Here is a 25,876-nt window from a genome sequence, read left to right as displayed (position 1 = left end):
CGCCGGGGCGGGGCGGGGCGGAGCGTCACGACGTCGGCAGGACGACCCCGATCGGTTCGCGCTTCTCCGCCTGGAAGCGGTCCTCCGTGCGTCCGTAAGCCCAGTACCCGGACAGAGAGAGCTGGGAGCGGTCGAGCCCTCGTTGAGTGAGGAACACCTCGCGCAACGCCTTCATCGACTCCCGCTCGCCATGGGCGAAGACCTGCACGCGTCCGTCGGGCCACGGGTGTCCGCTGATGGCGGTCGCGAGGAGCGCGGCCGTCGATTCATCGCGGGCCGCACGGCCGACCCAGATCAGCTGCACCCCGGCCGGGTGGTCGAGGTCGACGAGGTCGTCCCGGCCACCGATCTCGAGGAACGCGAGCCCTTTCGCGTCCGCCGGGAGCGCCTCGAGGGCGGCGGCGATCGCGGGGATCGCCGACTCGTCGCCCGCGAAGAGGTGCCAGTCGGCGGTCGGGTCGGGTCGGTAGGCACCGCCGGGTCCGGCGAGCACGACGCGGTCTCCCGGCTGCGCGGCAGCGGCCCATGGGCCGGCGATCCCCTCATCGCCGTGCACCACGAAGTCGATGTCCATGGTGCCCGCCGCCTGGTCCACGCGTCGCACGGTGTAGGTGCGGGTGACCGGGAGGTCGGCGGGTGCCAGCGTCTCGCGGAGCGCCGCGAGGTCGTACGGCGGCTCGAGGCCGAGTTCGGGCTTGGCGAAGGAGATCTTCACGTAGCTGTCGGTGGCGTCCTTGGGCTGGAAGTCGGCGAAGCCGGGACCGCCGAGGGTGAGGCGCACGAGGTGCGGTGTGACCCAGGAACTGCGGACCACCTCGAGGATGATCTGTGGACGTGGGGCTCGAGGTCGCGGTGTCGTCGTCATGATTGTCTCCATTCTGCCGCCCATCGGACGGTCTCGGCATCCCCGATCCCGCTGTCATACTTGAGGGATGGCTACGACCGCAGGCTGGTACCCGCACCCCGACGACCCGACGAAGGAACTCCACTTCGACGGCGAGACCTGGGGCGACTCGAGGGTGCTGCGGTTCCAGCGGGACAAGCCCTCGCAGGCCGAAGCCGCGGGCTGGTACCCGCACCCGACCGACGAGGAACGCCAGGTCCACTTCGACGGACGAGCGTGGACGGACACGCGGGTGTTGCAGCTCAGCGGCGGCGCTTCCGGTGACGGTGGGCAGGCGCCGGTCTACGTGTCGCCCGCCGAACTGCCGGCACCGGAACGCGAGAGCCGCGCCTGGACGATCACCAAGGCCACCCTGTCGTTCGGGCCCATCGTCGCCATCGCGGTCGTCGGCGTGCTGGCGATCGTGAGCGGCAACACCGGGGGCTGAAGGCACCCTCCACAACGACGAAGAGCGCCCCGCCGAACCGGCGGGGCGCTCTTCGTATTCACGGGTCCTACTTGGCTGCGACGGCCTCGGGGGTCGCGATCGACGAGGCGAGCACCTCGTCGAGGCCCGCGGACGCCTCTTCGTCGGTCATCGACTGCGCGAGCGCGAGTTCGGAGACGAGCACCTGGCGCGCCTTCTGGAGCATGCGCTTCTCGCCGGCCGACACGCCGCTGTCCTGGTCGCGACGCCACAGGTCGCGGACGACCTCGCCGACGCGGTGGACGTTGCCACTGGCCATCTTCTCCTGGTTGGCCTTGTATCGACGCGACCAGTTGCCGGGCTCCTCGACGAACGGCTCGCGGAGCACGCCGTAGACGGCCTGGACGCCGTCGTGGTCGATGACGTCGCGCACACCGACGAGGTCGGCGTTCGCGATCGGCAGCTTGATGGTGAGCTCGGACGTGTGCACGCGAAGCGTCATGACGTCCTGCTCGACACCCTTGATCGTCACCTTCGACAACTCGGTGATGGTGACCGCTCCGTGGTGCGGGTAGACCAGGGTCTCTCCAACGATGAACTGCATGGTTCCTCTTCTCTTCTCAGGTCGTCACCGGTACTCGCGCACCGGCGTCGTCGTGCTCCGGCGGTTCAGCGGCCGGATGGTTCGGGGGTCGGTGGTGGCGGTGACGCGCCGACGGGTCGTTCGTCGAGCAGCCAGGCGGGCAGCAGGGCGACCAGGGCTTCGACCAGTTCGTCGTCCGAGACGTCGATGCGTCCGCGGCGCCAGCCGTCGACGAGGGAGAGCGTGCCACCGGCGACATAGGCTGAGACCAGGCCCGCCGGGATGCCGACCGGGACCTCGGTGCGCTCGAGCAGCGAGCCGATGAGGTGGTCGGCGTGCTCGCCGACGAGGCCGTCGAACGCGCTGCGGGCGACGGGGAGCTCGAGCACGCTCGAGTAGAGCGGTGCGTCTTCGAGGAGCTGGGCGACGAGGCGTCGGTAGGCTTCGCGGGCGCGCTCGGCGCTGCTCAGCGACTCCCCGGCGGGACGCACCGAGACACCGGACGCGGCAAGGCCGGCGAACTGCACCCGTAGGTAGGCCGCGGTGAGGTCGTCGAGGCTGGAGAAGTGTGCGTAGAACGAGCTGCGGCTGATGCCGGCGACCCGGACGATGTCGCCGACGGACACCCGTTCCGGCCGACCGGCGAGGATGGTGGCGACGGCGTCGAAGATCGTCTGCCTGGTGCGCTCGGCACGTGGGTCGCCCGTCACTCGGAGGACGGGAGCGAAGCGCTCGACGCGCGACGGCGGAGCGGGACGTTCAGTGGTGGACTGCTCGACACCGAGGGCGGGAACTCCTGATGTGCGAGGCATTCCCACCAGTGTACCACGACTTCTCGGACAGCTGTCCGAGACAGGTGTCGGCTCGGGGACCGAAGCGGTGCGGACAGACGCCTCCCGGTCACTGAGCTTGTCGAAGTGCCCACGAGGAACCCTTCGACAGGCTCAGAGGCCGGAAACGGTCAGAACGGTGCGGGATCCGGTTCGGTCCGATACTGCTTCCCGTCGGGTGTCGTCCAGTCGAGGACCCCGCCAGGCCGATGCTCGAGGTCCCACCCGGGGAGGTGCTTCATACGGTGGTGATGTCGACAGAGACACGCGAGATTGCCGACATCCGTGGTCCCGCCGTCGTCCCACGCGACCGAATGATCGAGGTCGCAGGCCCCGGCTCGTCTGCCGCAGCCCGGTGCGCGACAGGTGCCGTCTCGCAGGCGGACCGCGCGTTGGAGGTCGGCCAGAACCCGGTACTGGCCCCGCCCAACGGAGAGCATCGCACCTGTTTCCGGCTGGACGAGGATCCGGGTGAAGCTGGGCGCGTTCACCGCGATGCGCGCGGCGGTCTCCGGGTCGATCGGGCCGTACCCGTCGAGGGTCGCCGGGGCATCGGAGACACCGGCCATGCTCAACGCCGGGACCGTGATCTGCACCGTGGGCTTGATGTGCTCCTGCACTTCGATGGGATGCGGGAGCACCAGGCTCGACATCACGTCGTCCGGGGTCACGCCGGTGAGGGCAAGTGCTGCCAAGGCGTCGGCTTGCAGTTGTGCGCAGGTGCGGGTGTCGCCGGCCTGGCGTGATTCGGTGGCGGCTGCTTCGACGCGCTCGATGATGCCTTGCGCGATGGGTGCGGTGGTGAAGAGGTGCGCCCATGCCATGCCGTCGGCTGCGGGTTCGAACTCGACCCGGCGGTCAGCCTCGGAGCGGACGGCGCGGGCGGTGATGGATTCCGGGTGGAGACGCTCCCGCAGGACGCGGGCTCGGTTCTTGAGGCCTGCGGCGGTCATGCGCTCCGCCTCTGGCAGGACCTGGTCGAGAAACGCTGCCCGGCCCGCGGTCGGGACGTCACAGAGCTGGTCGGTGATCACCTGCGCATGCCGCGCCGAGATCCGCCCCGCCTCCAGCGACGCCAGCACAGCCGGTGCGTCATTCACCAGACGTTCGGCGTCGTTCGTCGCAAGCTGGACCGTCCGCTCCGGCATCCGGGTCGCCATCGCGAGAGCCGCACACGTCGACCGGCGTGAGAGCGCCTGACGTTCAGCCGGCGGGAAGATCGCCGGGACCGTGGCGTCCGCGAAGGCATCGGCATAGGCGGCGGAGCGGGCCAGGAGGCGCGCCTTCCGCGCGTCCAGGACGGCCTGCTGCCGGTGGATCTCCGCCCACTCGTCCGAGAATTCAGCCAGCTGCGCGGCGTACTCGTCACCAGCGCGTATCGCGGCGGCGGGTGGTCTCGGTCATGGAACCAGTCCACCATGGACCACTGACATTCCAGATGCCGAGTCGGGAGGGGGCTGTGGGAGTTGCTCGTGTGCCCTTCGACAAGCTCAGGGACCGAGCGCCTTTCGGGCAGACCGCTCCCCCTCGCCGGGCTTGTCCAGGTGGAAGTGTTCCCCGGCTACGCGGCTGCCGGCGCGGCGATGTTCACCAGCCAGGTGATCCCGAAGCGGTCCTGCACCATGCCGAAGGAGTCGCCCCAGGGGGCCACGCTCAGCGGCTGCTGGACGGTGCCGCCATCCGAGAGCCGCTCGAAGTACTCGCGGAGTCGGGCCTCGTCGGTGTCCGGCCCGCTCAGCGACATCGAGAAGTTGCTGCCCTCGCGATAGTCCATGTGCTTCGGGGTGTCCGACGCCATGAAGACCACACCAGCATCACCCGTGAGCTGGGCGTGCATGACCAGATCCAGCTCGTCCGGTTCGACCTCGGCACCGAAGTCACGGAAGGTCGAGAGCAGCAGCTCGCCGCCGAAGACCCCCTGATAGAACTCCATCGCCTCGCGGGCTGTCCCGCGGAAGCCGAGGTACGGGTTGAGCGTCGTCATGATCGTCCCTTTCGCCTGGGCGGGCGCATCGTCGCGCTCGTCTCGCGATCATTCTCACGCTCCGGCGTCGGATGCGCCAGCACGTTCCGGTGTCGGCGTCACGAGGGGCCGGGACGCCCACGGCTACTAGGCTCGTCTGGTGCCCTCGCAACCCCAGCCCCTCCGCATCGCGATGATCTCGCTCCACACCAGTCCCGGTGACGAGCCGGGTTCCGGTGATGCCGGCGGGATGAACGTCGTGGTCCGTCATCAGGCCGTCGCGATGGGCGCAGCGGGCCACGAGGTCGACGTCATCACCCGGCGGTCTTCGGCCGACCAGCCGTCCGCCGCCTCCCTCGCCCCCGGCGTGACCCTGCGCTTCCTCGACGCCGGTCCCGTCGAGCCGGTCGCGAAGGGTCGGCATGAGGAATTCGTCGAGGACTTCCGCTCGGAACTCGCCCGACTGCCGCGATACGACGTCCTGCACGCCCACCACTGGTTCTCCGGCATGGCCGCACTTCCCCTCGCGCGGGAGCTGGGGATCCCGCACGTGCAGAGCTTCCACAGCATCGCCGCCGAGTCCACCACGCCGCTCTCGCACGGCGAGCGCGCCGAGTCGCCCGGGCGCCTGGCCGGCGAGGCACGGCTCGCCGCGGAGTCGGACGCGGTCGTCGCGATCAGCGCGGCCGAGGCCGACACCGCGATCACCCGGCTCGGAGCCCGCCCCGATCGGGTGTCGATCGTGCCACCCGGTGTCGACGGGACGCTGTTCCACCCGCTCGACGGTCCTCGTGCAGGTCGTCCGACCGCGGTGGTCGCCGGTCGCCTGCACCCGCTGAAGGGCTTCGACCTCGCCATCGAGACCATCGCCGCGGTCGCGCCCGAGCTCCGCCCCGAACTCGTCATCGCCGGGGACGTCTCGGTCGACTACGACCGCTACGCTGAGGAACTCGCCGCCCTCGCCCGCGACCTCGGCGTCGCCGACGACGTCCGATTCGTCGGGCCGCAGTCGCGCGTCGGGCTCGCCACGCTGTTCCGCGAGAGCACGCTCGTGCTCGTCCCCTCCCATTCGGAGACGTACGGTCTCGTCGCACTGGAAGCCGCGGCGAGCGGCGTGCCCACCGTCGTGGCGGCCTCGGGCGGCTTGCGGGAGGCCGTCGTCGACGGCGAGACGGGCATCGTCATCGACTCCCGCGACCCGCAGGTCTGGGGCGCCGCGGTCTCGTCCATCCTCGGCGACCCGGAGCGGCTCGCGCAACTCGGTTCGGCAGCGCGACGTCGGGCAGAGCGGTTCGACTGGCAGCGCTCGGGAGACGCCCTCGTCGACGTCTACCGGACCCTGCTCGACACCACTCCGGCCGCCGCCACCGCTCCGGCGACCTCCGTCTCGTGAACCGCGGACTCCTCCCGCTCGTCGACAGCGGGCGCACCGTCCTGTTCGCCCACGCGCACCCCGACGACGAGACGCTCGCCTCGGGTGCGCTCATCGCCGAGCTCGTCGACAAGGGGGCTCGCGTCGTCCTCGTGACGGCCACGCGAGGCGAGCGCGGCGAGGTCGTCGACGGCCCGCTCCGGTCCCTCGCCGGCTCCGCTGCACTCGCGTCCCACCGCGAGTCGGAGCTCGCCGCCGCCTGCCGGACGCTCGGCGTGGCCGAGCAGTTCTGGTTGGGGACGGGTCCGGCGGCCCGGCCGGGGACGTCGACGCGGTACGTGGACTCTGGCATGCGGTGGGTGCGCGAGGGACTCGCCGGCCCCGCTGACGACGTCTCCCCCGGCGCGTTCTCACTCGCTCCGCTCGACTTCGTCGCCGACGACCTCGTCGCGCTCATCGGACACGTCTCGCCGGACCTGGTCATCAGCTACGACCACGGTGGCGGGTACGGGCACCCGGACCACCTCCGCATGCACGAGGCCGCGATCGTCGCGGCGCGGAGGAGCGGGGTGCCGTTCGCGGAACTCGTGCACCACCGCACCGACCTCGAGCCGCTGGGCGACGACGCCGTGTGGTTCCCACTCGCGCACCGCCTCCCGATCGTCGCCGCGGCACTCGCGGAACACGCCAGCCAGCTGACGGTCGACGGCGAGCAACTCGTCCACTCCGGCGGTCAGCGCGAGGACATCACCACCTCGGTGGGCCTGCGACTCCGGTCCCGCTAGGTGGTCGCCGGCTGGTTCCGGTGCTCCCGCGGCATGCGGGCCGCGAGCACGGGGACGAGCAGCATGAGCACGACCGCGGAACCGAAGGCCGCGGGGAACGAGAAGGCGTCGAGCAGTGCGCCGGCGACCAGCGGGCCGACGATGGCGCCGAGATCGGACGTCGCCTGGAAGACCGCGACGGCCCGGCCTCCCCGACCACCCGCGGCGTCTCCGACGGCAGCCGCCGGAGCAGTCCCGAGGAAGGCCGCCGCGACGCCGTAGACGCACAGGGCGACGACAAGCAGCCAGAGCTCGCCGACGAACGGCATGGCGAGCAGCGCCCCTGCCGCGACCGGGAACGCGACGAGCATCGCGGGTCGCCGTCCGACGGTGTCGACGAAGCGGCCGGCGGGACCGAGCGCGAGCGTCTGGGCGACAGCGGCGATCGCGAACGCGATCCCGGTCCAGGCGGCCTCCTCGTGGAGCGCCTCCACCACGAGGACCGGCACGAGTGTGCCACGGACGCCCATCGACGCCCATCCGTTCGCGAAGTTCGCGAGGAGCGCCGCCTGGTACCGGCGATCGGCGAGGACGGTGCGGAACGGCTCGGCCTGCGTGGCGGTCTCGACCGGCGCAGCGATCCGGCTGCCGCGCAGCATCACGAGTCCGAGGACGCCGGCGACCGCGAGGGTCCCGGCGTAGAAGAAGAAAGGTGCCGTGAGCGAGATGGTCGCGAGCAGGCCACCGACGGCCGGTCCGGCCATGCCGCCGACGAGGAACCCGCCCTGGTAGAACCCGACCGCCCGCCCGCGACGATGCGGTGGGGTGGTGCGCAGCAGCAGCGTCATCGCGGCGACGGAGAACATCGCCGACCCGATCCCTCCGACCCCGCGGAGCAGGAGCAGCTGCGGATAGTCCGCCGCGAGCCCGACGAGCGCGCTCGACACCGCGACGATCCCGATGCCGGTGGCCAGCACCACCCGCTCGCCGATCCGATCGACGAGCGCACCCACAAACGGGTTCGCGATGAGCCGCATGAGCGCGAAGACGGAGACGACCGCCCCGACCTCGAGGTAGCCGACGCCGAAACTCCGCACGTACACGGGCAGGACCGGGATCACGACACCGAACCCGAGCATCACGAAGAACGCGACACCGCCGAGGACGAGGACCTCGCGGCCGAGGGGCTCACGAGGAACGGCTCCCGCTCCGCCTGGACGACGGAACGGGAGCCGGATCATGCTCTCAGGGTATCGGTGCGATCAGCCGATCGTCGCCGTGTCGATGACGAAGCGGTAGCGGACGTCGCTGCGGACCACGCGGTCGTAGGCGCCCTCGACCTCGTCGGCGCCGATGAGCTCGATCTGCGAGCCGATGCCGTGCTCGGCGCAGAAGTCGAGCATCTCCTGCGTCTCGCGGATGCCGCCGATGTTCGAGCCGGCGAGCGAGCGGCGGCCACCGACGAGCGAGAACACCCGGAACTGCTGCGTGTTCTCGGGCAGTCCGACGAAGACCATCGAGCCGTTGAGCTTGAGCGTCGACAGGTAGGCGTCGATGTCGAGGTCGGCGGAGACCGTGTTGATGATGAGGTCGAAGCGTCCGCGGAGCGACTTCAGGGTGCCCTCTTCGCCGGTCGCGTAGTAGTGGTCGGCCCCGAAGCGCTTGCCGTCCTCCTCCTTCGAGGTCGTCTGGCTGAGCACGGTCACCTCTGCGCCGAGGGCGTGGGCGATCTTGACGCCCATGTGGCCGAGGCCACCCATCCCGACGATGGCGACCTGCTTGCCGGGACCGGCGCCCCAGTGCTTCAACGGCGAGTAGGTGGTGATGCCGGCGCACAGCAGGGGTGCCGCGACGTCGAGCTCGATGCCCTCGGGGATGCTCAGCACATAGTTCTCGTCGGCGACGATCTGCTTGCTGTAGCCGCCGTACGTGGGCTCGCCGTCGTACTCACGGCCGTTGTAGGTGGCGACGTTGCCCTTCAGGCAGAACTGCTCCTCGCCGGCGAGGCAGTTCTCGCACTCGCGGCAGGAGTCGACGAAGCAGCCGATGCCGACGCGGTCGCCGACCTGGTGCTTGGTGACCGCGTCGCCCACCTCGGTAACGATGCCGGCGATCTCGTGGCCGGGGACCATCGGGAAGATGGCCTTGCCCCATTCCTCGCGGGCCTGGTGGATGTCGCTGTGACAGATGCCGGCGTAGTGGACGTCGATGACGACGTCGTTGGCGCGCGGCGCACGGCGCTCGATGGTGCCGACCTCGAAAGGCGCGTCGGCGGTGGGCTTGATGATGGCGGCGACGGTGGTCATAGGACTCCTCGGGCTGGGGGTGTTGGGGGTGCCGTGGGGCGGGATGCACGCGCCGGACAGCACGTTCGACGCTAGCAGCCCACTCCACCGGACGAACCCCCAAGGGACGATCACTCGAGCTGTGCTACGAGCGGCGCGGAGGTGTGAATCCCTGCAGAGTTGCTTGGCAGTTCCCGCAGAGGATCGGCCTCAGGGTGGCATCCTGTCGCGAACCCGAGCAAGGTGGGGAACTCGTATTCGCGAACGGAACGGAGAACACACATGCTCACCCTGACCGAGAACGCCGGCCGAGTCGTCAAGACCCTCGCCGAGAACGCACCACTCACCCCGGGACTGGTCGTCCCGGACGACGCGTCGTCGCTCACGCACGGCGCCGGACTGCGCATCAGCAGCAGCTCCGACGACAACAACTTCGAAGTCACCATGACGGCGACACCGCACGAGGCCGACCAGGTCATCGAGAGCGCCGGAGCGACCGTCTTCCTCGAGGAGTCCGCAGCCGTCGCCCTGAGCGACGCGGTCCTCGACGCGCAGATCGACGAGCAGGGCGGCGTCCGCTTCGCCCTCGGCAAGGCCGAATAGCGCCCTGATTCAGCAGAACGCCCGGTGATCCACGATCACCGGGCGTTCGTGTGTCCGGGTGGGCTCAGTCCTCGGTGTGTCTGGCGCGACTCGGCTGCACCCGCGGCGGCTCGCCCGGCATCTTCGGGAAGTCGGGAGGGAACGGGAGCTCCCCCAGTCCTTGCTCGAGGTCCCGCTCCCACCACTGCAGGAGGACGTCGATGCGCCCGGCGGTGTCGTGCATGCCGGCCCACGGGTCTCCGGTGGTCCGGAGTCGCTCCGGGACGGTCCGCACGGTGAAGGCGCCCGGGTCGATCTCGGGGAGTTCGTCCCAGGTCACCGGACATGAGACGGTCGCCGAGGCCAGCGCACGGGGGCTGTAGGCGCCGGCCATCGTCCGGTCGCGGTTCGCCTGGTTGTAATCGACGAAGATGCGTTCACCGCGCTCCTCCTTCCACCACGAGGTCGTGACGCGGTCGGGATCCCGTCGCTCCAGTTCCCGAGCCGCCGCGATCACGGCGTGCCTGACGTCGAGGAACTCGTGCTCCGGCACGATGGGCGCGAACACGTGGACACCTCGGTTGCCGGAGGTCTTCACGAACCCGGTCAGTCCGACCTCCGTCAGCAGCTCCCGCAGCGAGCCCGCAACGCGCACGGCGTCGGCGAAGTCGGTCCCCGGCTGCGGGTCGAGGTCGATCCGCAGTTCGTCGGGATGGTCGGTGTCCGATGCCCGTGACGGCCACGGATGGAACACGACCGTGTTCATCTGCGCGGCCCAGACGACCGCAGCGGCCTCGTCGAGGACGAGTTGCGGATGCCGCCGGCCACTCGGATACACGACGTCGACCGCCCGGACGTACTCGGGTGCTCCTTTCGGCGGGTTCTTCGAGAAGAACCATTCACCGTCCACACCGCCCGGGAACCGCTGGAGGGACACCGGGCGGTCGCCGTTGGCGGCGAGGAAGGCCGGCGCGACCTCGATGAGGTATTCCGCGAGCTCCCGCTTCGTGACACCGGACTCCTCCCAGAGCACGCGGTCGGGACTGGAGAGACGCACCTCGCGGTCGCCGTGCGGTCCGGGGACGGTGAGGACGATCGCGGTGCTGGCCATGTCGGACACCGTACGCGCCCCGCCCGGCGTGGTCACGAGGGTGGTGCTCGTCGCCGCAGCGGAGTAGAACGGGAGCTGTCCATCGAACCCGCCGTCACCACCCTGCCGAGGAGCCACCATGCGCGAGGTCCACGCCTCCCTCTTCCAATCCGTCGACGGCGTCGTCGAGTCGCCCGATCAGTGGCAGTTCGACCACTTCGACGCCGACATGGGCGCCATGATGACCGAGGCGATCGCGCCGATCGACGACGTCCTGCTCGGACGCGTGAGCTACGAGCAGTGGAGCGGGTTCTGGCCGACGGTCGGCGAAGACAACCCGTTCGGCTCCTTCATCAACCCCGTGCGGAAGCACGTCGCATCACGCACCCTGGCGGGCCCGTTGTCCTGGGAGAACGCGACGCTCATCCCCGGCACGCTCGAGTCCTTCGTCGAGGAGCTCAAGCAGCAGGAGGGCGGGCGCATCGCGGTGCTGGCGAGCATCTCCGTCGTGCGGCAGCTCCTCTTCGCCGGTCTGCTCGACCGGCTCACCCTCATGATCCACCCCGTCGTCGCCGGTGCCGGGCGTCATCTGTTCGAACCGAGCGACCCGGTGACACGCCTGGAGCTCGTCCACTCGGTGCGGACGAGCTCCGGCAACGTGCTCTCGACGTACGCTCCCCGCGCCTAGGCGGGTCGCCGCACGGCCGACTCAGCCCAGGTGGACGGCCTGCTGGTCGCCCGAGGGCAGGAGGTCCTCCTTGCGACCGCGGATGCAGACGATGGCGATGACGCTCGCGATCACGAGGCCGACCGCAGCCGCGATGAACGCCGCCGAGTAGCCCTGGGTGAACGCCACGAGCTGCGACGCCTGATCGGTGACCGTCGCCTGGTCGGTGACACTCGCATAGACCGTGGTGAAGACCGACAGGCCGATCGACCCACCGATCTGCATGGAGGCGTTCGCCGTCGCGGAGGCCGCACCGGCGTCGTGCGGGGCGACACCCGTCAGCGCGAGGTTCTGCATCGGGACGAAGATCATCGCCATGCCGATCCCGAGCACGAGGAGCGCCGGCAGCACCTGGACGAAGTAGTCGCCGTCGGCCGTGATGCGGCTGAGATACACGAGGGCGGCCGCCGCGATGAGCGGACCGATGATGAGCAGCGGGCGCGGGCCGATGGCCGGCAGGAGCTTCGTGGCGATCGGGGCGACGATCATGATCGCGACGGTCATCGGGAGGGTCGCGATGCCGGCCTCGAGCGGCGGGAAGCCGAGCACGATCTGCAGGTGGAACGTCAGGTAGAGCAGGGCCCCGATCATGACGCTGCCGACGATCATCTGCATGAGGAAGGCACCGCCGCGGACCCGGTCCGCCACGATGCGCAGCGGGAGCAGGGGCTGCGCGACGCGCATCTCGATGAAGACGAAGAGGGAGAGCAGTCCCGCACCGAGCGCGAGGAAGCCGATGGTGTCGGCGCTCCCCCAGCCGCCCTCGGCGAGCGTGAAGCCGTAGACGAGGGAACCGAGGCCCAGGATGACCGTGATCGCGCCGAGCCAGTCGTAGCGGTTGTCGCCCTCGGCCTTGCTCTCGGTCACGAGGATGAGGCCGGCGATGAGTCCGACGATCACGAACGGCACGTTGACGAGGAGGCACCAGCGCCAGTCGACGAACTCGGTGAGCACGCCGCCGAGGATCAGGCCGACGGCCGCTCCCGCACCGGCGACGGTGCCGAAGACGGCGAAGGCCGTGTTGCGGTCGCGTCCGTGGGAGAAGGTGACGGTGAGGAGCGCGAGTGCGGCAGGCGCCATGAGCGCTGCGAACACGCCCTGCAGACCGCGAGCGACGATGAGCTCGGTCCCGCTCTGGGCGAACCCACCGAAGGCCGATGCGGCGCCGAAGCCGACCATGCCGACCAGGTAGGTGCGCTTCCGGCCCCAGTAGTCGGCGATGCGGCCACCGAGCAGCAGCAGGGCGCCGAACGCGAGGGCGTAGGCCGTGACGACCCACTGACGCTGCGTGTCGGACAGCTCGAGCTCCTGCTGGGCTGCCGGAAGGGCGATGTTCACGATCGTGCCGTCGAGGACGACGATGAGCTGCGTCATCGCGAGGACGACGAGGACCCACCAGCGGCGGGCCGGGGAACCGGACGGTGCTTTGGTGGGATGCGATGCGGTGGCTGCGGATGCAGACAAGGAGGACCTCCGTGCGAGGGGTGGGGGTGCTGGGGGTTTCCAGCCCCAGATCGATGCTCGGCACACGGCGCGAGTGCAGCACGGTGCGGACGATCAACCACCCCAACCACGAAGTCGGGCAGAGGACCAGGATAGCGGATGCCGACGTCGCTGCACCCGTGAGGCCACGCGGATCACTCGGAGGTGACGAGCTCTAGGACGGCCTCCGGGTGTTCCACCGCCGCGAAGTGCCCGGTCGCCGGCAGTGTGCGCAGTCGGAGGTCCGGGACGAGGGCGGTGAAGACGGCTGTGTCGTCGGGCCCGATGAAGACGTCACGGTCGCCCATCATGCCGCGGACGGGACACCGCACGCCGCGCCAGACGTGCAGGTCGTAGGCGGCGGCCGCGCGGGCAGCCAGGAGGAACGACGCCGGCCGGACGTCGGCTGTGAGCGCGTCGACGACCGACCGGTCGAGGTCCCGGCGTCGTCCGAACAGCGGCGACATGAGCGGTGCGAGCAGGCCGATCCGGTTCAGCGCGCGGACGAGTCCCGGCCCGCGTTCGCCGAGCGCCTGCAGCACGCGCATGCCGAGGAGCATGCCCGCGAACCACGGGAGCCGGGCGCCGCCACCGACCGGCTGGCGGATCGCCTCGACGACGCCGATCCCCGTCGGCGAGACGAGGTCGACGCGGATCGTCGCCTCGGGCTCGCGGACGGCGAGGTCGAGCGCGACGAACCCGCCGAGCGAGTGCCCGACGACGCGCCAGGACCGGTAGCCGAGCGAGCGAGCGACGGTCGCGACGGCTGCGGAGAGGTCTCCGACCGTCACCGGGTCGGCGGTGGGTAGAGCCGACTCGCCCCACCCCGGGAGGTCCACGGCGATGACGTCGTCGACGACCGCGCCCCGCTCGTCGTCGGCACGGAGGAGGGGTGACCACGTGGTCCAAGATCCGGCGGCGCCGTGTAGCAGGATCATGGCCGGTCCGCCCGCTTCGCGACCCGCCCGGACGGTGACCGGTCCGATGTCGGTGTCCACCGTGACGCGTCGCAGGCCGAGCGCGGTCGCATCGGCGGTAATCACGGAGGGGTCGTCCAGCGGGGCAGGACGCGAGGAGTTCACGGGCATGCGTGTCATTCGGAAACGAGGTACCGCTCGGATCGGTGCTCGATCGACGACGCCGGTCCCCCGGTGCGGCGCGCAACCCCCCTTCCGGTCGGGAACCCGGCCGCTACCGTGGTCTGATGCCTGAGAACGCACGCGCCGCCGCAGACCAAGCCGCTGGAACCGCACAGAACAGCACGACCCTCCGCACCCTCGCCCGCACCGGCCACGCCGTCAACGGATTGCTCCACGTCCTCATCGGCGGGATCGCGATCTCCATCGCCCTGTCCGGCGCGAGCGGTGGATCCGGCGGCGGCGGTGACGCGGACCAGTCGGGTGCGCTCAAGACCCTTGCAGGCACGCCCGGCGGGATCGTCATCATCTGGGTCGTCGCCGTCGGACTGTTCGCCCTCGGTCTCTGGACGGCGATCTCCGCCTTCCTCGTGCGCGAATCCGACACCCGCAAGCGGTGGAGCAAGCGGATCTCGACCGCCGGACGCGCGATCGCCTACCTCGCCGTCGGATCGACCGCGCTGACCTTCGCCCTCGGCGGCAGCCAGGACTCCTCGCAGTCCAGCCAGGGCCTCACGGCGACCCTCCTGTCCTCCCCCGGTGGGGTGTTCGTCGTCATCGTCGTCGGCCTCGTGGTCATCGGCATCGGCGGCTTCTTCGTCTTCAAGGGCGTCACGCGGAAGTTCCTCGAGGACGTGCACCCGCCCACCGGCACGACGAAGCGTGCCGTCGTCGTCCTCGGGGTCGTCGGATGGGTCGCGAAGGGCGTCGCGCTCGTCACGGTCGGGATCCTCTTCATCGTCGCCGCTGCGACCCAGGACCCCGAGAAGGCCTCCGGCATGGACGGCGCCATCTCGGCGTTGGCCGCGCTCCCGTTCGGCGTCGTCATCCTGCTCGTGGTCGGCGTCGGGCTCATCGCCTACGGACTCTTCTGCGGTGCCCGGGCGCGCTGGGGCAGCCTGTAGGACGGTGAGGCGGGCGTCTCTGGCGGCGACGCGGAGGGGCCGGCTCCAGACCATGTCCTGCAAACGCTTGCGTTGCGACTACCGTTAGGAGTATGACGTCTTCTGATTCCACGACGCAGCCCGAGGCGGAACCCGCCGGCGCTACGCAGACCTTCTCCGACCTCGGCCTCGACGACGCGGTGCTCAAGGTACTCAAGGACGTCGGCTACGAGACCCCGTCCGCCATCCAGGCGGCCACCATCCCGCTGCTGCTCGAGGGACGCGACGTCGTCGGCCTCGCACAGACGGGTACCGGCAAGACCGCGGCGTTCGCCCTGCCGATCCTGTCCCGCCTCGACATCACGCAGAAGACGCCGCAGGCGCTCGTCCTCGCACCGACCCGTGAGCTCGCCCTCCAGGTCTGCGAGGCGTTCGAGAAGTACGCCACCCACCTGCGCGGCGTCCACGTGCTGCCCGTCTACGGCGGTCAGGGGTACGGCGTCCAGCTGTCGGCCCTCCGTCGCGGTGTCCACATCGTCGTCGGCACGCCGGGTCGCATCATGGACCACTTGGAGAAGGGCACCCTCGACCTCACGGAGCTCAAGTACCTCGTGCTCGACGAGGCCGACGAGATGCTGAAGATGGGCTTCGCCGAGGACGTCGAGACGATCCTGGCCGACACCCCGAAGGACAAGCAGGTCGCGCTGTTCTCCGCGACGATGCCGTCGTCCATCCGTCGCATCTCCGCGAAGTACCTGAACAACCCGGAAGAGATCACGGTCAAGACGAAGACCACGACCTCGGCCAGCATCACGCAGCGCTACCTGACGGTCTCGTACCCGCAGAAGGTCGACGCCCTGACCCGCATCCTCGAGACCGAGAACTTCAGCGCGATGATCATCTTCACGCGCACGAAGAACGAGACCGAGACGCTCGCGGAGAAGCTCCGGGCGCGCGGCTACTCGGCGGCCGCCATCAACGGCGACGTCGCCCAGGTGCAGCGCGAGCGGACCGTCAACCAGCTGAAGGCCGGCAAGCTCGACATCCTCGTCGCGACCGATGTCGCCGCGCGCGGTCTCGACGTCGAGCGCATCAGCCACGTCGTCAACTACGACATCCCCGTCGACACCGAGTCCTACGTGCACCGCATCGGCCGCACGGGCCGCGCCGGACGCACTGGTGACGCGATCAGCTTCGTCACGCCGCGCGAGCGCCACCTCCTGAAGGCCATCGAGCGGGCCACCCGCCAGCCGCTCACGCAGATGCAGCTGCCGAGCGTCGACGACGTCAACGCCACGCGCCTCACCCGCTTCGACGACGCGATCACCGAGGCACTCGGCCAGACCGACCGCATCGAGCGCTTCCGCGAGATCATCGGCCACTACGTCTCCCACCACGACGTCCCGGAGGCCGACGTCGCCGCGGCCCTGGCCGTCGTCTCCCAGGGCGAGACGCCGCTGCTCCTCTCGGCCGAGGACGAGCGCCGCCGCCGCGAGGAGTTCGACAACACCAATCGTGGCAACGACCGCGCCGGTCGCGACCGTCGTGACTCCGGCGACCGCGGCTCACGCTTCGACCGCGGCGACCGCGGCGATCAGGGCGACCGTCCCGAGCGTCGCAGCCGTCCGTCCAGCGGACCGATGGCCCCGTACCGCATCGCGGTGGGTCGTCGCCAGAAGGTCGACCCGCGTCAGATCGTGGGCGCGCTCGCGAACGAGGGCGGTCTGAAACGCGAGGACTTCGGCGCGATCCAGATCAAGCCGGACTTCTCGATCGTCGAACTCCCCGCGAGCCTCGGCAACGACGTCTTCGACCGTCTCGAGAACACCCGCATCAGCGGCAAGCTCATCGAGCTCCGTCCCGACCGTGGCGGCCCCGCCCGCCGACGCGACGACGAGGGTGGCACGAGCGGCGGCTCGTACGACCGCAAGCCGCGTTCCTAGCTCGCACGCACACGACGAGGGCCGGACGGAATCCCAGGATTCCGTCCGGCCCTCGTCGTTCCGCACCCGGCGGGGTGCGTCCGTCAGTCGCGCGGGTCGAGCACGCTCGTGACCACGGCGTAGTCCGCGTCGAGTGCGATCTCGAGCTCGTCGCCGTTCTCGAGGAGGACGTCGACCTCGAACGCCTCGCCCGGGTCGTCGCTGCGGTCGACGTCGGTCACGGTGCCGCCCTTCGCCTCGGCGAGCGCTGCCTTCGAGGCCGCGTCGAACTCGGTGTCGGTGAGCGGCACGTCGTCGGCGTCGCGGGCGTCGCGGTCATCGATGGCTGCGGTGGTGTCGTCGTCGATGGCGGCTCCCCCGTCGCGGTCGGTGTTGGACGCAGCCGCGACGCGGTCGTCGTCGGCGTCTCCGAACTCGTCCACCGCGTAGGCGGCGCCGGCTCCGCCGAGGGCGAGGGCCCCGACGACGATCGCGGTGATCCACACGGGCTTCCGGCGCCAGAAGGCCGGCTTGCCGGTGGTCGCCGGGGTCGCGGGGATGGCGGTGTGGTCGGTCGCCTCGACGCGCTCGACGGGTTCGATGCGCTCGGTGGCTGCGGTGGGCTGTGTGGGATCGGTGGGCTGGGAGGCGGTGTTCTCGTTCATGTGCCCCAGACTGTCCGAGGAGCGCTGAAGCGGACCTGAAGCGAGCTGAAGCCGCGTTCAGGAAGCGGACGACGCCGGGAGCGTGACGATGAACGCCGCCCCGCCGAGCGCGCTGTCGACGAGTTCGATCGACCCACCATGCAGCCGCACGACGTCGGCCACGATCGCCAGGCCGAGGCCCGAACCGCCGGCGTCGCGCGAACGACTCTCGTCGAGGCGGACGAACCGTTCGAACACGTGTGCGCGGGACTCGACCGGCACACCGGGGCCGTCGTCCTCCACGGACATCCTGACGATCCGACCGTCGGTGGCGGATCCCAGTCGGACCACGGATCGTGCGTGCCGGACGGCGTTGTCGACGAGGTTCCGCGCCACGCGGGCGAGGAGCACCTCGTCGCCGTCGACCCTCGCCGCCGCGACGGCCGCGGACTCGACGCGCAGTCCACCGGCGGATCGGAGACGTGCAGCCTCCGTCAACAGGAGGTCGTCGACGTCGACCGTGCGCCGCGCGGTGCCCGTCGCCCCTTCGTCGAGCTTCGCGAGCAGCAGGAGCGACTCGACGAGCCCCTGCATCCTGGCGCCCTCCTCGAGGACCGTCGAGGACAGCTCGGCCGGATCGACCCGGTCCGGGTGGAGCGCCGCCACCTCGGCGTACTGCCTGATCACCGCGAGCGGTGAGCGGAGCTCGTGCGAGGCGTCCGACACGAACCGCCGCTGCGCCGTCTGGGCGTCCTCGAGCCGCTCGAGCATGCCGTTCATCGTCCCGGCGAGGCGACCGATCTCGTCGCCCGTGGCGGGGACCGCGATCCGTCGGTGCAGCTCGCCCGCCCCCAGCTCAGAGACCTCGCGCCGGATCCGCTCCACCGGCGCCAGCGCACGCCCGACGAGCAGCCAGGTCAGCCCGCCGACGAGGGCGACGAGCACGGGCACCGCGATGAGGAGGAGCATCGACACGAGTCCGACGGCGTCGTCGGTCTCCTCGAGAGAGCGGCCCGCGAAGACGACGAGGTCACGGCCGTCGACGTCGACGTCCTCGCTGGCGAACAACACCGGCTCGTCGTCGACGACCGAGACGAACACGTCACCGTCCGGGATCGGCGTCGGGAGCTCGATCTCGTCGTCCGTCCGGTCCACGACACGGCCGTCCTCGACCAGGACCAGGAGCCGACCGTCGTCCTCGGGCAGCGTCGTCGCGTCCGCCGCGACCAGCTGCGCCGAGGCGCTCTCCGCCTCGGCCGATGCGCTCTGTTCGACGCCGGAACGGAGCGCTGCTGAGAAGAGGCCGACGAACGCCACGGAGCCGACCCCGAGGAACAGTCCGACCGCGAGCACCGATCCCAGTGCCGCGCGGGCTCGGACCGAACGCCACAGCCGCTGTCGGGGCGCGACCGTTCCGTGCGGCCCGCCGTCAGCCACGTCCGCCCGCCAACCGGTATCCGAACCCACGCACCGTCTCGATCGAAGCCCGCTCGAAGGGGCGGTCCACCTTGTTGCGGAGATGCCCGACGTAGACCTCGACGATGTTGGGATCGCCCTCGAAGTCGTCGTCCCACACGTTCTGCAGCACCTCGCGCTTCGACACCACCTCGCCGCCGCGTCGCATGAGGAACTCGAGGACCGCGAACTCGCGCGAGGTCAAGTCGATCGGGACGTCGCCCCGGTGGACCTGCTTCGACGCCGGGTCGAGCCGCAGTTCGCCGACCTCGAGCACCGCCGGCCGCTCCCGCGATCCACGTCGGACGAGTGAGCGGATCCGCGCGACGAGCACCGCGAAGGAGAAGGGTTTGCTCAGGAAGTCGTCGGCACCGGTGTCGAGGGCTTCGACCTGGTCCCAGTCGCCGTCCTTCGCCGTGAGCATGAGGATCGGGGTCCAGTCGCCCGCGTCGCGGAGCTGCTGACAGACGCGGTAGCCGCTGAGGCCCGGCATCATGATGTCGAGGATGATCGCGTCGTAGCGGTGTTCTCCGGCCATCCAGAGTCCGTCGACGCCGTTCGCCGCGACGTCCACGGCGAAGCCCTCCGCCTCGAGTCCCCTCCGAACGCCGTCGGCGAGTCGCACCTCATCGTCCACGACGAGTATCCGCATCCGGTGCGACCTCCAGGCTCCGTGCCGGTCGACGGTCGAGCGGCGCGTCCCAGTCTGGCGCGGACAAGCTGAAGCAGCGCTGAAGCGGGACGGTCCGGCGTGGACCCCCGTACGCTGGAGCGGTGCCAGTCCCCGCCGCCGCCGACCCGTGGGAGCAGTCCCTCGACGCGACGGACACGGCACCGGCGCGTCGCAGACTCCCCCTCTACGAGGCCGGCGCGATCCCCGTGCCGTTCGTCATCCGCGGCAACACCGAGCGGATCGCGCGGGACACACACTGGGACGAGCACTCCCACCCCACGCACGAGCTCCTGTGGAACGATCGCGGCGCATCCACCGCGACCGTCGGCGAGCGCGTCTGGACCGTGACCCCGCACCACGGTCTCTGGATCCCGGCCGGTGTCCGCCACACCGGATGGACCCCGGCCGGCACCTGGCAGCGGGCCGCGATGTTCAGCGTCGACCGCATCCCCGCGATCTCCGAGCAGCCGACCGCGGTGGAAGTGACGCCCTTGCTGCGTCTCCTGCTCGACCGGCTCGGCGACGCCGAGCTCGAGGACCGCGCGCGTGCCACCACCGAGGCGGCCATCGTGGACGTGCTGGAGCCGGCCGAGCACGAGCTGCTCCTCCGACTCCCCCGGTCGGCGCTCCTGACACCCATCGCCGAGCGGATGCGCACGAACCCGTCCGACACGACCTCGCTCGCCGAATGGGCCACCCGGCTGGGCGTGAGCACGCGGACGGTGACGCGCGCCTTCGAATCCGAGACCGGGTTGGGGTTCACCCGGTGGGTCGCCGCCGCGCGAGCTCAGCACGCGATCACCCGACTGACGGCGGGTGACAGCATCGACGAGGTCTCGACCGCAGTCGGGTACCGCTCGTCAACGGCGTTCGGGACCGCGTTCCGCCGCGTCACCGGCATGAGCCCCGGGCGATTCCGGAACCGCTGAGGACGGATCGATGCACCCGCGATCGGTTGTCCGATTCGCGAAGGAACACGTCGGATCCGCTCGATTGCGTCAGGGTGGGATGCCAGCTAACTTTGGTTAGGCAATCCTTCATCATCCCCTCCTCGCGTGTGACGCCGGCCGTTCACGGCCGCCATGCCGACCCCTCGACGACGTCCTCCGACGCCGTCGTTCGTCGTGCCCGCACGCAGGTGTCAGCCAGCAGCACCCGAAAGGACCCCATGCAGCGCGCATCACGTCTCGTCGCCCTCTCCACGGCGGCGTTCCTCACCATCGGCCTCGCGGCCTGCTCGTCGTCATCGGCCGAAGAAGGCACCGGCAGTGGCGACGGCTTCACGCCGATCACGATCGAGCACGCCCTCGGCACCACGACGATCGACGCCAAGCCGGAGCGCGTCGCCACCGTGAACTGGGCGAACCACGAGGTTCCACTGGCCCTCGGCATCGTGCCCGTCGGGATGGCCGCTGCGAACTTCGGTGACGACGACGGCGATGGCATGCTCCCCTGGGTCGAGGAGAAACTCGAAGCGCTCGACGCCGAGACCCCGGTGCTCTTCGACGAGACCGACGGGATCGACTTCGAGGCCGTCGCCGACACGAACCCCGACGTCATCCTCGCCGCCTACTCGGGGCTCACGCAGGAGGACTACGACACCCTCACCGAGATCGCCCCCGTCGTGGCCTACCCGGAGACCGCCTGGGGCACGTCCTGGCGCGACACCATCCTCTTCAACAGCGAGGCGATGGGCATGGCCGACGAGGGCGAAGCACTCGTGACGCAGCTCGAGGACGAGATCAGCGACGCGGCGGCGGCGTACCCGCAGCTCGAGGGCAAGACCGCGATGTTCCTCACCCACGTGGACACCAGTGATCTCAGCGAGGTCAGCTACTACACGACCCACGACACCCGCACCGCGTTCTTCGAGGACCTCGGCCTCGCGTTCCCCGAGAGCGTCGCGACGGCCTCCGCCGAGACCGAGTTGTTCTCCCTGACGCAGAGCGCCGAACAGGCCGACGCGTTCAGCGACGTCGACATCATCGTGACGTACGGCGGCGACGAGCTCATCGCGGCACTCGAGGCCGACCCGCTGCTGTCGCAGATGCCCGCCGTCGCGAACGGCGCCATCGTCGCCCTCCCCGGCACCAGCCCCCTCGGAACCGCCGCCAACCCGACGCCGCTCTCGATCTCCTGGATCCTCGACGACTACCTGAAGCTGCTCGCGCAGGCGGCTGACCAGGCGGCGTGATCACCGGTACCGCCACCCCACCCGCCTCGGGTGTCGCCGTCGTGCGACGCCCGAGGCGGGTTCGTGGGCTCTGGCTCCTCGTCGCGGCCCTCGTCCTCCTCGCCGCGATGCACCTCTCCGTCACCGTCGGATCGCGTGACGTGGAGTGGTCCGCCGTGCTCGGCGCCTTCTCGGGCGGCGTGGACGGGTTCGATCAGGCCGCGGTGGCCAAGCGCATCCCGAGGACGCTCCTCGCCGTCCTCGCCGGTGCCGCCCTCGGCGTCTCGGGAGCCGTCATGCAGGGCGTCACCCGGAACCCGTTGGCCGACCCCGGCATCCTCGGGATCAACCTCGGCGCCTCCCTCGCCGTCGTGACCGGTCTCGCATACTTCGGGCTCGCAGCGGCGAGCACCACCATCTGGGTCGCGATCATCGGCGCCGGAGCGACGGCCGTCTTCGTGTACACGGTCGGCTCGCTCGGCCGAGGTGGCGCGACACCGCTCAAGCTCGCTCTCGCGGGCGCCGCGACGTCCGCCGCGCTCGCCTCCGTCATCACTGCCGTCGTGCTGCCCCGCGGCGACATCTCGAGCAGTGTGCGGTCCTGGCAGATCGGTGGCGTCGGTGGTGCCACCGTCGTCCAACTCGAGCAGGTGCTGCCGTTCCTGGTCGTCGGGTTCCTCGTCTGCCTGCTGTCCGCACGCGGTCTCAACTCCCTCGCGCTCGGCGACGAGCTCGCCGCCGGCCTCGGTGAACGCGTCGCCATCGCACGCGGTGCGGCGGCCCTCGGTTCGGTGGTGCTCTGCGGGGCGGCGACCGCGGTCACCGGTCCCATCGGCTTCGTCGGGCTCGTCGTGCCGCATGCCTGTCGGCTCATCGTCGGCGTCGACCACCGGTGGCTCCTCCCCTTCTCAGCCGTCGTCGGGGCGATCCTCCTCACCGTCGCCGACGTCCTCGGCCGCATCGTCGCCCGCCCCGCGGAGATCGACGTGGGCATCATCACCGCGTTGATCGGCGCTCCGATCTTCATCGCGATCGTCCGTCGGCAGAAGGTGAGCGCCCTGTGACCGAGCGCCAACCCGTCGCGGCGCCCGGCCTCGGTGGACGGACGCCCTCGACCCTCGACCGCGTTGTCGGTGGACGCCGGGGGCGCCGCCGTCGCCGGGTCGCCGTCATGACCACCCTCGCCGCACTCATCGTCGCGGTCTTCCTGATCTCCCTGATGGTGGGCAACACCTTCTATCCGCCGAGCGACGTCGTGCGTGTCGTCCTCGGTCAGGACGTGCCGGGCGCCTCCTTCACCGTCGGACGGTTGCGGCTCCCCCGGGCGGTCCTCGCGGTCATCGCCGGGGCTTCGTTCGGTCTGGCCGGCGTCACCTTCCAGACGATGCTGCGGAACCCCCTCGCGAGTCCGGACATCATCGGCATCAGCGCCGGGTCGAGCGCGGCCGCCGCATTCGCGATCGTCACCCTCTCCCTCGGCGCGACCGAGGTGTCGGTCTTCGCCATCGTCGTCGGCCTCGCCGTCGCGGTCCTCGTGTACGTCCTCGCCTACCGCGGCGGCGTCGCCGGAACGCGACTCATCCTGATCGGCATCGGTGTCGCCGCCATGCTCGACAGTGTGACGACGTACATCCTGTCGCGGGCAGCCCAGTGGGACCTGCAGGAGGCGACCCGGTGGCTGACCGGCAGTCTCAACGGGACGAGCTGGTCGCAGGTCGGTCCGGTCGTCGTCGCGCTGCTCGTGCTCGGCCCCGTCCTCCTCGCCCAGTCCAGGAACCTCGCCGCGACCCGACTCGGCGACGACACCGCCGCCGCACTCGGCGTCCGCGTCGACCGGACCCGCCTGATCGTGATCGTCGCGGCAGTCGGCCTCATCGCGTTCGCGACAGCGGCGTCGGGCCCCATCGCGTTCGTCGCGTTCCTCTCCGGCCCCATCGCCTCGCGGATCGTCGGACGCGGCGGGTCGATGCTCATGCCCGCCGCGCTCGTGGGCGCCCTCCTCGTCCTCGTTGCCGATCTCACCGGGCAGTACCTCCTCGGCGCGCGCTACCCCGTCGGCGTCGTGACCGGAGTGCTCGGGGCACCGTTCCTGATCTGGCTCATCATCCGCACCAACCGCGCCGGTGGCTCGCTGTGACCGGCACGCCACCCGACCATCCCGGAGGCACCCTGTGACCACGGAACACCAGCTCCTCGTCGAGCGACTCGCACTCGGCTACGGCGACCGGACCGTCATCGACGGACTCGACCTCCTCGTTCCGCCCGGCCGGGTGACGGCGATCGTCGGCGCGAACGCCTGTGGCAAGTCGACGCTGCTGCGTTCGATGTCCCGCCTACTGACGCCTCGGAGCGGCCGCGTCGTCCTCGACGGTAAGGACGTGCACCGATTGCCGGCGAAGCAGCTGGCACGCACGCTCGGCCTGCTCCCCCAGTCGCCCATCGCACCGGAGGGGATCACGGTCGCCGACCTCGTCGGGCGAGGCAGACACCCGCACCAGGGCTTCCTCTCTCGTTGGAGCACCGAGGACGACGTCGCGGTCGCTGCGGCGCTCGACGCCACCGAGACGAGCGAGCTCGCGGACCGGCACGTCGACGAGCTGTCCGGCGGACAACGTCAGCGCGTGTGGATCGCGATGGCGCTCGCGCAGCAGACCGACCTGCTCCTCCTCGACGAACCGACCACCTTCCTCGACGTGAGCCATCAGGTGGAGGTGCTCGACCTCCTCACCGACCTCAACCGTTCCCGCGGGACGACCATCATCATGGTGCTGCACGACCTGAACCTCGCCGCACGTTACGCAGACCACCTCATCGCCCTTGCCGGTGGGCGCCTCCATGCGGCGGGGACACCCCACGAGGTGCTGACGGAGTCGACGGTGCGCGCGGTGTTCGGACTGCAGAACCAGGTCATCACCGACCCGACCTCGGGCAAGCCGCTCATGCTGCCGATCGGCCGTCACCACGTGACGGTCTGAACGGGGGCGTCACCGTCGACCGCGTCTAGGCTGGGCGCATGGGTGATGAGGACCGCAGGAAGCGAGCCGCCGAGCAGGAGGCCCGGGCTCTGCGGGCGCTCGAGTCCATCAGGAACGGCGGCGATCTCGGCAAGGAGACCCTCGACCTCTCGAACGAGTACTCCGACGGACTGCGCACCCGCGTCGCAACGTGGTTCCGTGGCGCGAGGCGCCGGAAGGACTGAGCGCCGTCAGTCCGCCTGCTCCGGGTGCACCGGGTAGTGGCTCGTGATGGAGACGCGGTTGAAGGCGTTGATGACGATCGCCAGCCACCGGACCGCGGCGATCTGACCGTTCGTGAGCGTCGACAGGTCGTCGTCCGGCAGTCGCCGGCGATGCTGCACGTCCGCGATGAGGGTGACGTCCTCGGTGATCGCGAGTGCGGCCTGCTCCACCGGGCTGAAGTACTCGCTGTCGCGCCAGGCGGACAGGATGGCGAGGCGTTCCGTGGTCTCGCCGAGCGCGATCGCGTCAGCGACGTGGAGACGCAGGCAGTACGCGCAACCGTTGATCTGCGAGGCCCGGATCCGGATCAGCTCGATGAGCCGCTTGTCGATGCCGGCGTCGAGAGCCGCGCGACCCGCGGCGCGGCCGGTCTCGACGAGCGCCTGATAGACCTCGGGTGATTCCTTGTCGAGCCAGACGTCGGCGCTCATGGGGTTCCTCTCGTCACTGGGCGGGTGCGGTCCCGCAGACCACTCCTCCAACGCTAACGCGCGTGGCGGGAGGACGTCAGCGTGGACGGTCTCGGTGATGCGTCACCGCGGCGGGATGTCCTGGCGCGTGACCGGCTCCGCCGGTGCGTCGCCGTGGGGTCGCAGTTCCACCCGACGACTGCCGCAGGCGGCGCACCGGAGGTAGCGCAGCGACCCCTCCGAGGTGGTGTGCGCCGACTCCGTCGCCCAGATGTGGCGGCAGGCGTCGACGGCGTTCGGCGCCGGTTCGGAGGACTGCGGGGGTGCGTCGAGGAGGGTCATGACTCCACCA

General features: G+C 70.4%; 28 protein-coding genes. 13 read left to right on the top strand and 15 right to left on the bottom strand.

Annotation, left to right across the window (positions count from 1 at the left end; translation table 11 throughout):
• Window positions 1-25: 25 nt before the first annotated feature.
• Complete coding sequence (locus tag IFU30_RS07445; protein ID WP_124769423.1) at window positions 26-865, bottom strand: siderophore-interacting protein; 840 nt, start codon at window positions 863-865, stop codon at window positions 26-28.
• 67 nt (window positions 866-932) lie between these two features.
• On the opposite strand from IFU30_RS07445, the gene IFU30_RS07440 reads away from it, so the two are divergent.
• On the top strand, window positions 933-1,331 hold the full coding sequence (locus IFU30_RS07440) for a hypothetical protein (RefSeq protein WP_192004839.1): 399 nt from the start codon (window positions 933-935) through the stop codon (window positions 1,329-1,331).
• Window positions 1,332-1,398: 67 nt separating this feature from the next.
• On the opposite strand, the gene IFU30_RS07435 is transcribed toward IFU30_RS07440, so the two are convergent.
• The 4 genes from IFU30_RS07435 to IFU30_RS07420 all read right to left on the bottom strand — a co-directional run bounded on the left by IFU30_RS07435 (window position 1,399) and on the right by IFU30_RS07420 (window position 4,707).
• Window positions 1,399-1,914, bottom strand: a complete 516-nt coding sequence (locus tag IFU30_RS07435) for a CarD family transcriptional regulator (RefSeq protein WP_064296128.1) — start codon at window positions 1,912-1,914, stop codon at window positions 1,399-1,401.
• Window positions 1,915-1,979: 65 nt separating this feature from the next.
• The gene (locus tag IFU30_RS07430) at window positions 1,980-2,705 is read right to left on the bottom strand and encodes a TetR/AcrR family transcriptional regulator (RefSeq protein ID WP_192004838.1); all 726 of its coding nucleotides are present in this window, start codon (window positions 2,703-2,705) and stop codon (window positions 1,980-1,982) included.
• A gap of 149 nt (window positions 2,706-2,854) precedes the next feature.
• On the bottom strand, window positions 2,855-3,997 hold the full coding sequence (locus IFU30_RS07425; protein ID WP_249404765.1) for an HNH endonuclease signature motif containing protein: 1,143 nt from the start codon (window positions 3,995-3,997) through the stop codon (window positions 2,855-2,857).
• A 287-nt stretch (window positions 3,998-4,284) separates the two neighbouring features.
• A complete protein-coding gene (locus IFU30_RS07420; RefSeq protein WP_197977462.1) occupies window positions 4,285-4,707 on the bottom strand; it encodes a VOC family protein in 423 nt (140 codons plus the stop codon).
• Window positions 4,708-4,846: 139 nt separating this feature from the next.
• Here IFU30_RS07420 and IFU30_RS07415 point away from each other — a divergent pair, with 139 nt between their 5' ends.
• Both IFU30_RS07415 and IFU30_RS07410 read left to right on the top strand, forming a co-directional pair.
• Complete coding sequence (locus IFU30_RS07415; RefSeq protein WP_191941154.1) at window positions 4,847-6,079, top strand: glycosyltransferase; 1,233 nt, start codon at window positions 4,847-4,849, stop codon at window positions 6,077-6,079.
• A complete protein-coding gene (locus IFU30_RS07410; protein ID WP_192004836.1) occupies window positions 6,076-6,843 on the top strand; it encodes a PIG-L family deacetylase in 768 nt (255 codons plus the stop codon). The genes IFU30_RS07415 and IFU30_RS07410 overlap by 4 nt, the downstream gene beginning before the upstream one ends.
• Here IFU30_RS07410 and IFU30_RS07405 read toward each other — a convergent pair.
• Both IFU30_RS07405 and IFU30_RS07400 read right to left on the bottom strand, forming a co-directional pair.
• On the bottom strand, window positions 6,840-8,063 hold the full coding sequence (locus IFU30_RS07405) for an MFS transporter (RefSeq protein ID WP_192004835.1): 1,224 nt from the start codon (window positions 8,061-8,063) through the stop codon (window positions 6,840-6,842). The two genes, IFU30_RS07410 and IFU30_RS07405, sit on opposite strands and share 4 nt — an antisense overlap.
• A gap of 21 nt (window positions 8,064-8,084) precedes the next feature.
• Complete coding sequence (locus IFU30_RS07400) at window positions 8,085-9,128, bottom strand: NAD(P)-dependent alcohol dehydrogenase (protein WP_064296121.1); 1,044 nt, start codon at window positions 9,126-9,128, stop codon at window positions 8,085-8,087.
• A 261-nt stretch (window positions 9,129-9,389) separates the two neighbouring features.
• On the opposite strand from IFU30_RS07400, the gene IFU30_RS07395 reads away from it, so the two are divergent.
• On the top strand, window positions 9,390-9,710 hold the full coding sequence (locus IFU30_RS07395) for a hypothetical protein (RefSeq protein ID WP_064295440.1): 321 nt from the start codon (window positions 9,390-9,392) through the stop codon (window positions 9,708-9,710).
• A gap of 64 nt (window positions 9,711-9,774) precedes the next feature.
• Here the strand turns inward: IFU30_RS07395 and ligD are convergent, their stop codons facing one another.
• Entirely contained in the window at window positions 9,775-10,800 is a 1,026-nt protein-coding gene (ligD, locus tag IFU30_RS07390) for a non-homologous end-joining DNA ligase (protein ID WP_192005418.1), read from the bottom strand.
• A 118-nt stretch (window positions 10,801-10,918) separates the two neighbouring features.
• Between ligD and IFU30_RS07385 the strand changes: the two genes are divergently transcribed.
• On the top strand, window positions 10,919-11,467 hold the full coding sequence (locus tag IFU30_RS07385) for a dihydrofolate reductase family protein (protein WP_192004834.1): 549 nt from the start codon (window positions 10,919-10,921) through the stop codon (window positions 11,465-11,467).
• A 21-nt stretch (window positions 11,468-11,488) separates the two neighbouring features.
• Here IFU30_RS07385 and IFU30_RS07380 read toward each other — a convergent pair whose 3' ends face one another.
• Window positions 11,489-12,970, bottom strand: a complete 1,482-nt coding sequence (locus IFU30_RS07380) for an MFS transporter (RefSeq protein ID WP_249404730.1) — start codon at window positions 12,968-12,970, stop codon at window positions 11,489-11,491.
• Between the two features lie 173 nt (window positions 12,971-13,143).
• Window positions 13,144-14,076, bottom strand: coding sequence for an alpha/beta fold hydrolase (locus IFU30_RS07375; RefSeq protein WP_192004833.1), 933 nt, complete (start codon window positions 14,074-14,076; stop codon window positions 13,144-13,146).
• Window positions 14,077-14,192: 116 nt separating this feature from the next.
• Between IFU30_RS07375 and IFU30_RS07370 the strand changes: the two genes are divergently transcribed.
• Both IFU30_RS07370 and IFU30_RS07365 read left to right on the top strand, forming a co-directional pair.
• Entirely contained in the window at window positions 14,193-15,029 is an 837-nt protein-coding gene (locus IFU30_RS07370; protein ID WP_192004832.1) for a DUF1206 domain-containing protein, read from the top strand.
• Between the two features lie 92 nt (window positions 15,030-15,121).
• The gene (locus tag IFU30_RS07365) at window positions 15,122-16,951 is read left to right on the top strand and encodes a DEAD/DEAH box helicase (protein ID WP_159878916.1); all 1,830 of its coding nucleotides are present in this window, start codon (window positions 15,122-15,124) and stop codon (window positions 16,949-16,951) included.
• A gap of 83 nt (window positions 16,952-17,034) precedes the next feature.
• On the opposite strand, the gene IFU30_RS07360 is transcribed toward IFU30_RS07365, so the two are convergent.
• The 3 genes from IFU30_RS07360 to IFU30_RS07350 are packed head-to-tail and all read right to left on the bottom strand — an operon-like array spanning window position 17,035 to window position 19,681.
• On the bottom strand, window positions 17,035-17,595 hold the full coding sequence (locus tag IFU30_RS07360) for a hypothetical protein (RefSeq protein WP_192004831.1): 561 nt from the start codon (window positions 17,593-17,595) through the stop codon (window positions 17,035-17,037).
• Between the two features lie 57 nt (window positions 17,596-17,652).
• Entirely contained in the window at window positions 17,653-19,041 is a 1,389-nt protein-coding gene (locus IFU30_RS20860) for an ATP-binding protein (protein WP_192004830.1), read from the bottom strand.
• Window positions 19,004-19,681 (bottom strand): response regulator transcription factor, encoded by a 678-nt coding sequence (locus tag IFU30_RS07350; protein ID WP_079706060.1) that lies wholly within the window; start codon window positions 19,679-19,681, stop codon window positions 19,004-19,006. The genes IFU30_RS20860 and IFU30_RS07350 overlap by 38 nt, the downstream gene beginning before the upstream one ends.
• A gap of 122 nt (window positions 19,682-19,803) precedes the next feature.
• Here IFU30_RS07350 and IFU30_RS20855 point away from each other — a divergent pair, with 122 nt between their 5' ends.
• The 6 genes from IFU30_RS20855 to IFU30_RS07320 all read left to right on the top strand — a co-directional run bounded on the left by IFU30_RS20855 (window position 19,804) and on the right by IFU30_RS07320 (window position 25,074).
• Entirely contained in the window at window positions 19,804-20,631 is an 828-nt protein-coding gene (locus IFU30_RS20855) for a helix-turn-helix domain-containing protein (RefSeq protein WP_192004829.1), read from the top strand.
• Between the two features lie 239 nt (window positions 20,632-20,870).
• Window positions 20,871-21,896, top strand: coding sequence for an iron-siderophore ABC transporter substrate-binding protein (locus IFU30_RS07340; RefSeq protein ID WP_192004828.1), 1,026 nt, complete (start codon window positions 20,871-20,873; stop codon window positions 21,894-21,896).
• Window positions 21,896-22,939 carry a FecCD family ABC transporter permease gene (locus tag IFU30_RS07335; RefSeq protein WP_342450862.1) on the top strand — a complete coding sequence of 348 codons (1,044 nt, stop codon included), beginning with the start codon at window positions 21,896-21,898 and terminating at the stop codon, window positions 22,937-22,939. The genes IFU30_RS07340 and IFU30_RS07335 overlap by 1 nt, the downstream gene beginning before the upstream one ends.
• A complete protein-coding gene (locus IFU30_RS07330; RefSeq protein ID WP_236555478.1) occupies window positions 22,936-24,012 on the top strand; it encodes a FecCD family ABC transporter permease in 1,077 nt (358 codons plus the stop codon). The genes IFU30_RS07335 and IFU30_RS07330 overlap by 4 nt, the downstream gene beginning before the upstream one ends.
• Window positions 24,013-24,046: 34 nt before the next feature.
• Window positions 24,047-24,850 (top strand): ATP-binding cassette domain-containing protein, encoded by an 804-nt coding sequence (locus IFU30_RS07325; protein WP_192004827.1) that lies wholly within the window; start codon window positions 24,047-24,049, stop codon window positions 24,848-24,850.
• A 38-nt stretch (window positions 24,851-24,888) separates the two neighbouring features.
• Window positions 24,889-25,074: a hypothetical protein gene (locus IFU30_RS07320; protein WP_192004826.1), complete on the top strand. Its 186-nt coding sequence runs from the start codon at window positions 24,889-24,891 to the stop codon at window positions 25,072-25,074.
• 6 nt (window positions 25,075-25,080) lie between these two features.
• Here the strand turns inward: IFU30_RS07320 and IFU30_RS07315 are convergent, their stop codons facing one another.
• Together IFU30_RS07315 and IFU30_RS07310 are read right to left on the bottom strand one after the other, a co-directional pair.
• Window positions 25,081-25,545: a carboxymuconolactone decarboxylase family protein gene (locus IFU30_RS07315; protein WP_079706065.1), complete on the bottom strand. Its 465-nt coding sequence runs from the start codon at window positions 25,543-25,545 to the stop codon at window positions 25,081-25,083.
• Window positions 25,546-25,647: 102 nt separating this feature from the next.
• Window positions 25,648-25,866, bottom strand: a complete 219-nt coding sequence (locus tag IFU30_RS07310) for a hypothetical protein (protein WP_192005480.1) — start codon at window positions 25,864-25,866, stop codon at window positions 25,648-25,650.
• Window positions 25,867-25,876 lie beyond the last annotated feature (10 nt).

This window comes from Plantibacter sp. CFBP 8798 (assembly GCF_014841195.1).
GTDB classification, from domain to species: domain Bacteria; phylum Actinomycetota; class Actinomycetes; order Actinomycetales; family Microbacteriaceae; genus Plantibacter; species Plantibacter auratus.
This window is presented reverse-complemented; position numbering and strand designations above follow the sequence as displayed.

Coding starts and splice junctions, on each gene's coding strand:
- IFU30_RS07375 (WP_192004833.1), bottom strand. CDS start 14,076: ATGCCCGTGAACTCCTCGCGTCCTGCCCCGCTGGACGACCCCTCCGTG.
- IFU30_RS07365 (WP_159878916.1), top strand. CDS start 15,122: ATGACGTCTTCTGATTCCACGACGCAGCCCGAGGCGGAACCCGCCGGC.
- IFU30_RS07400 (WP_064296121.1), bottom strand. CDS start 9,128: ATGACCACCGTCGCCGCCATCATCAAGCCCACCGCCGACGCGCCTTTC.
- IFU30_RS07395 (WP_064295440.1), top strand. CDS start 9,390: ATGCTCACCCTGACCGAGAACGCCGGCCGAGTCGTCAAGACCCTCGCC.
- IFU30_RS07340 (WP_192004828.1), top strand. CDS start 20,871: ATGCAGCGCGCATCACGTCTCGTCGCCCTCTCCACGGCGGCGTTCCTC.
- IFU30_RS07320 (WP_192004826.1), top strand. CDS start 24,889: ATGGGTGATGAGGACCGCAGGAAGCGAGCCGCCGAGCAGGAGGCCCGG.
- IFU30_RS07350 (WP_079706060.1), bottom strand. CDS start 19,681: ATGCGGATACTCGTCGTGGACGATGAGGTGCGACTCGCCGACGGCGTT.
- IFU30_RS07315 (WP_079706065.1), bottom strand. CDS start 25,545: ATGAGCGCCGACGTCTGGCTCGACAAGGAATCACCCGAGGTCTATCAG.
- IFU30_RS07310 (WP_192005480.1), bottom strand. CDS start 25,866: ATGACCCTCCTCGACGCACCCCCGCAGTCCTCCGAACCGGCGCCGAAC.
- IFU30_RS07360 (WP_192004831.1), bottom strand. CDS start 17,595: ATGAACGAGAACACCGCCTCCCAGCCCACCGATCCCACACAGCCCACC.
- IFU30_RS07420 (WP_197977462.1), bottom strand. CDS start 4,707: ATGACGACGCTCAACCCGTACCTCGGCTTCCGCGGGACAGCCCGCGAG.
- IFU30_RS07385 (WP_192004834.1), top strand. CDS start 10,919: ATGCGCGAGGTCCACGCCTCCCTCTTCCAATCCGTCGACGGCGTCGTC.
- IFU30_RS07435 (WP_064296128.1), bottom strand. CDS start 1,914: ATGCAGTTCATCGTTGGAGAGACCCTGGTCTACCCGCACCACGGAGCG.
- IFU30_RS07440 (WP_192004839.1), top strand. CDS start 933: ATGGCTACGACCGCAGGCTGGTACCCGCACCCCGACGACCCGACGAAG.
- IFU30_RS07405 (WP_192004835.1), bottom strand. CDS start 8,063: ATGATCCGGCTCCCGTTCCGTCGTCCAGGCGGAGCGGGAGCCGTTCCT.
- ligD (WP_192005418.1), bottom strand. CDS start 10,800: ATGGCCAGCACCGCGATCGTCCTCACCGTCCCCGGACCGCACGGCGAC.
- IFU30_RS07445 (WP_124769423.1), bottom strand. CDS start 865: ATGACGACGACACCGCGACCTCGAGCCCCACGTCCACAGATCATCCTC.
- IFU30_RS07370 (WP_192004832.1), top strand. CDS start 14,193: ATGCCTGAGAACGCACGCGCCGCCGCAGACCAAGCCGCTGGAACCGCA.
- IFU30_RS07430 (WP_192004838.1), bottom strand. CDS start 2,705: ATGCCTCGCACATCAGGAGTTCCCGCCCTCGGTGTCGAGCAGTCCACC.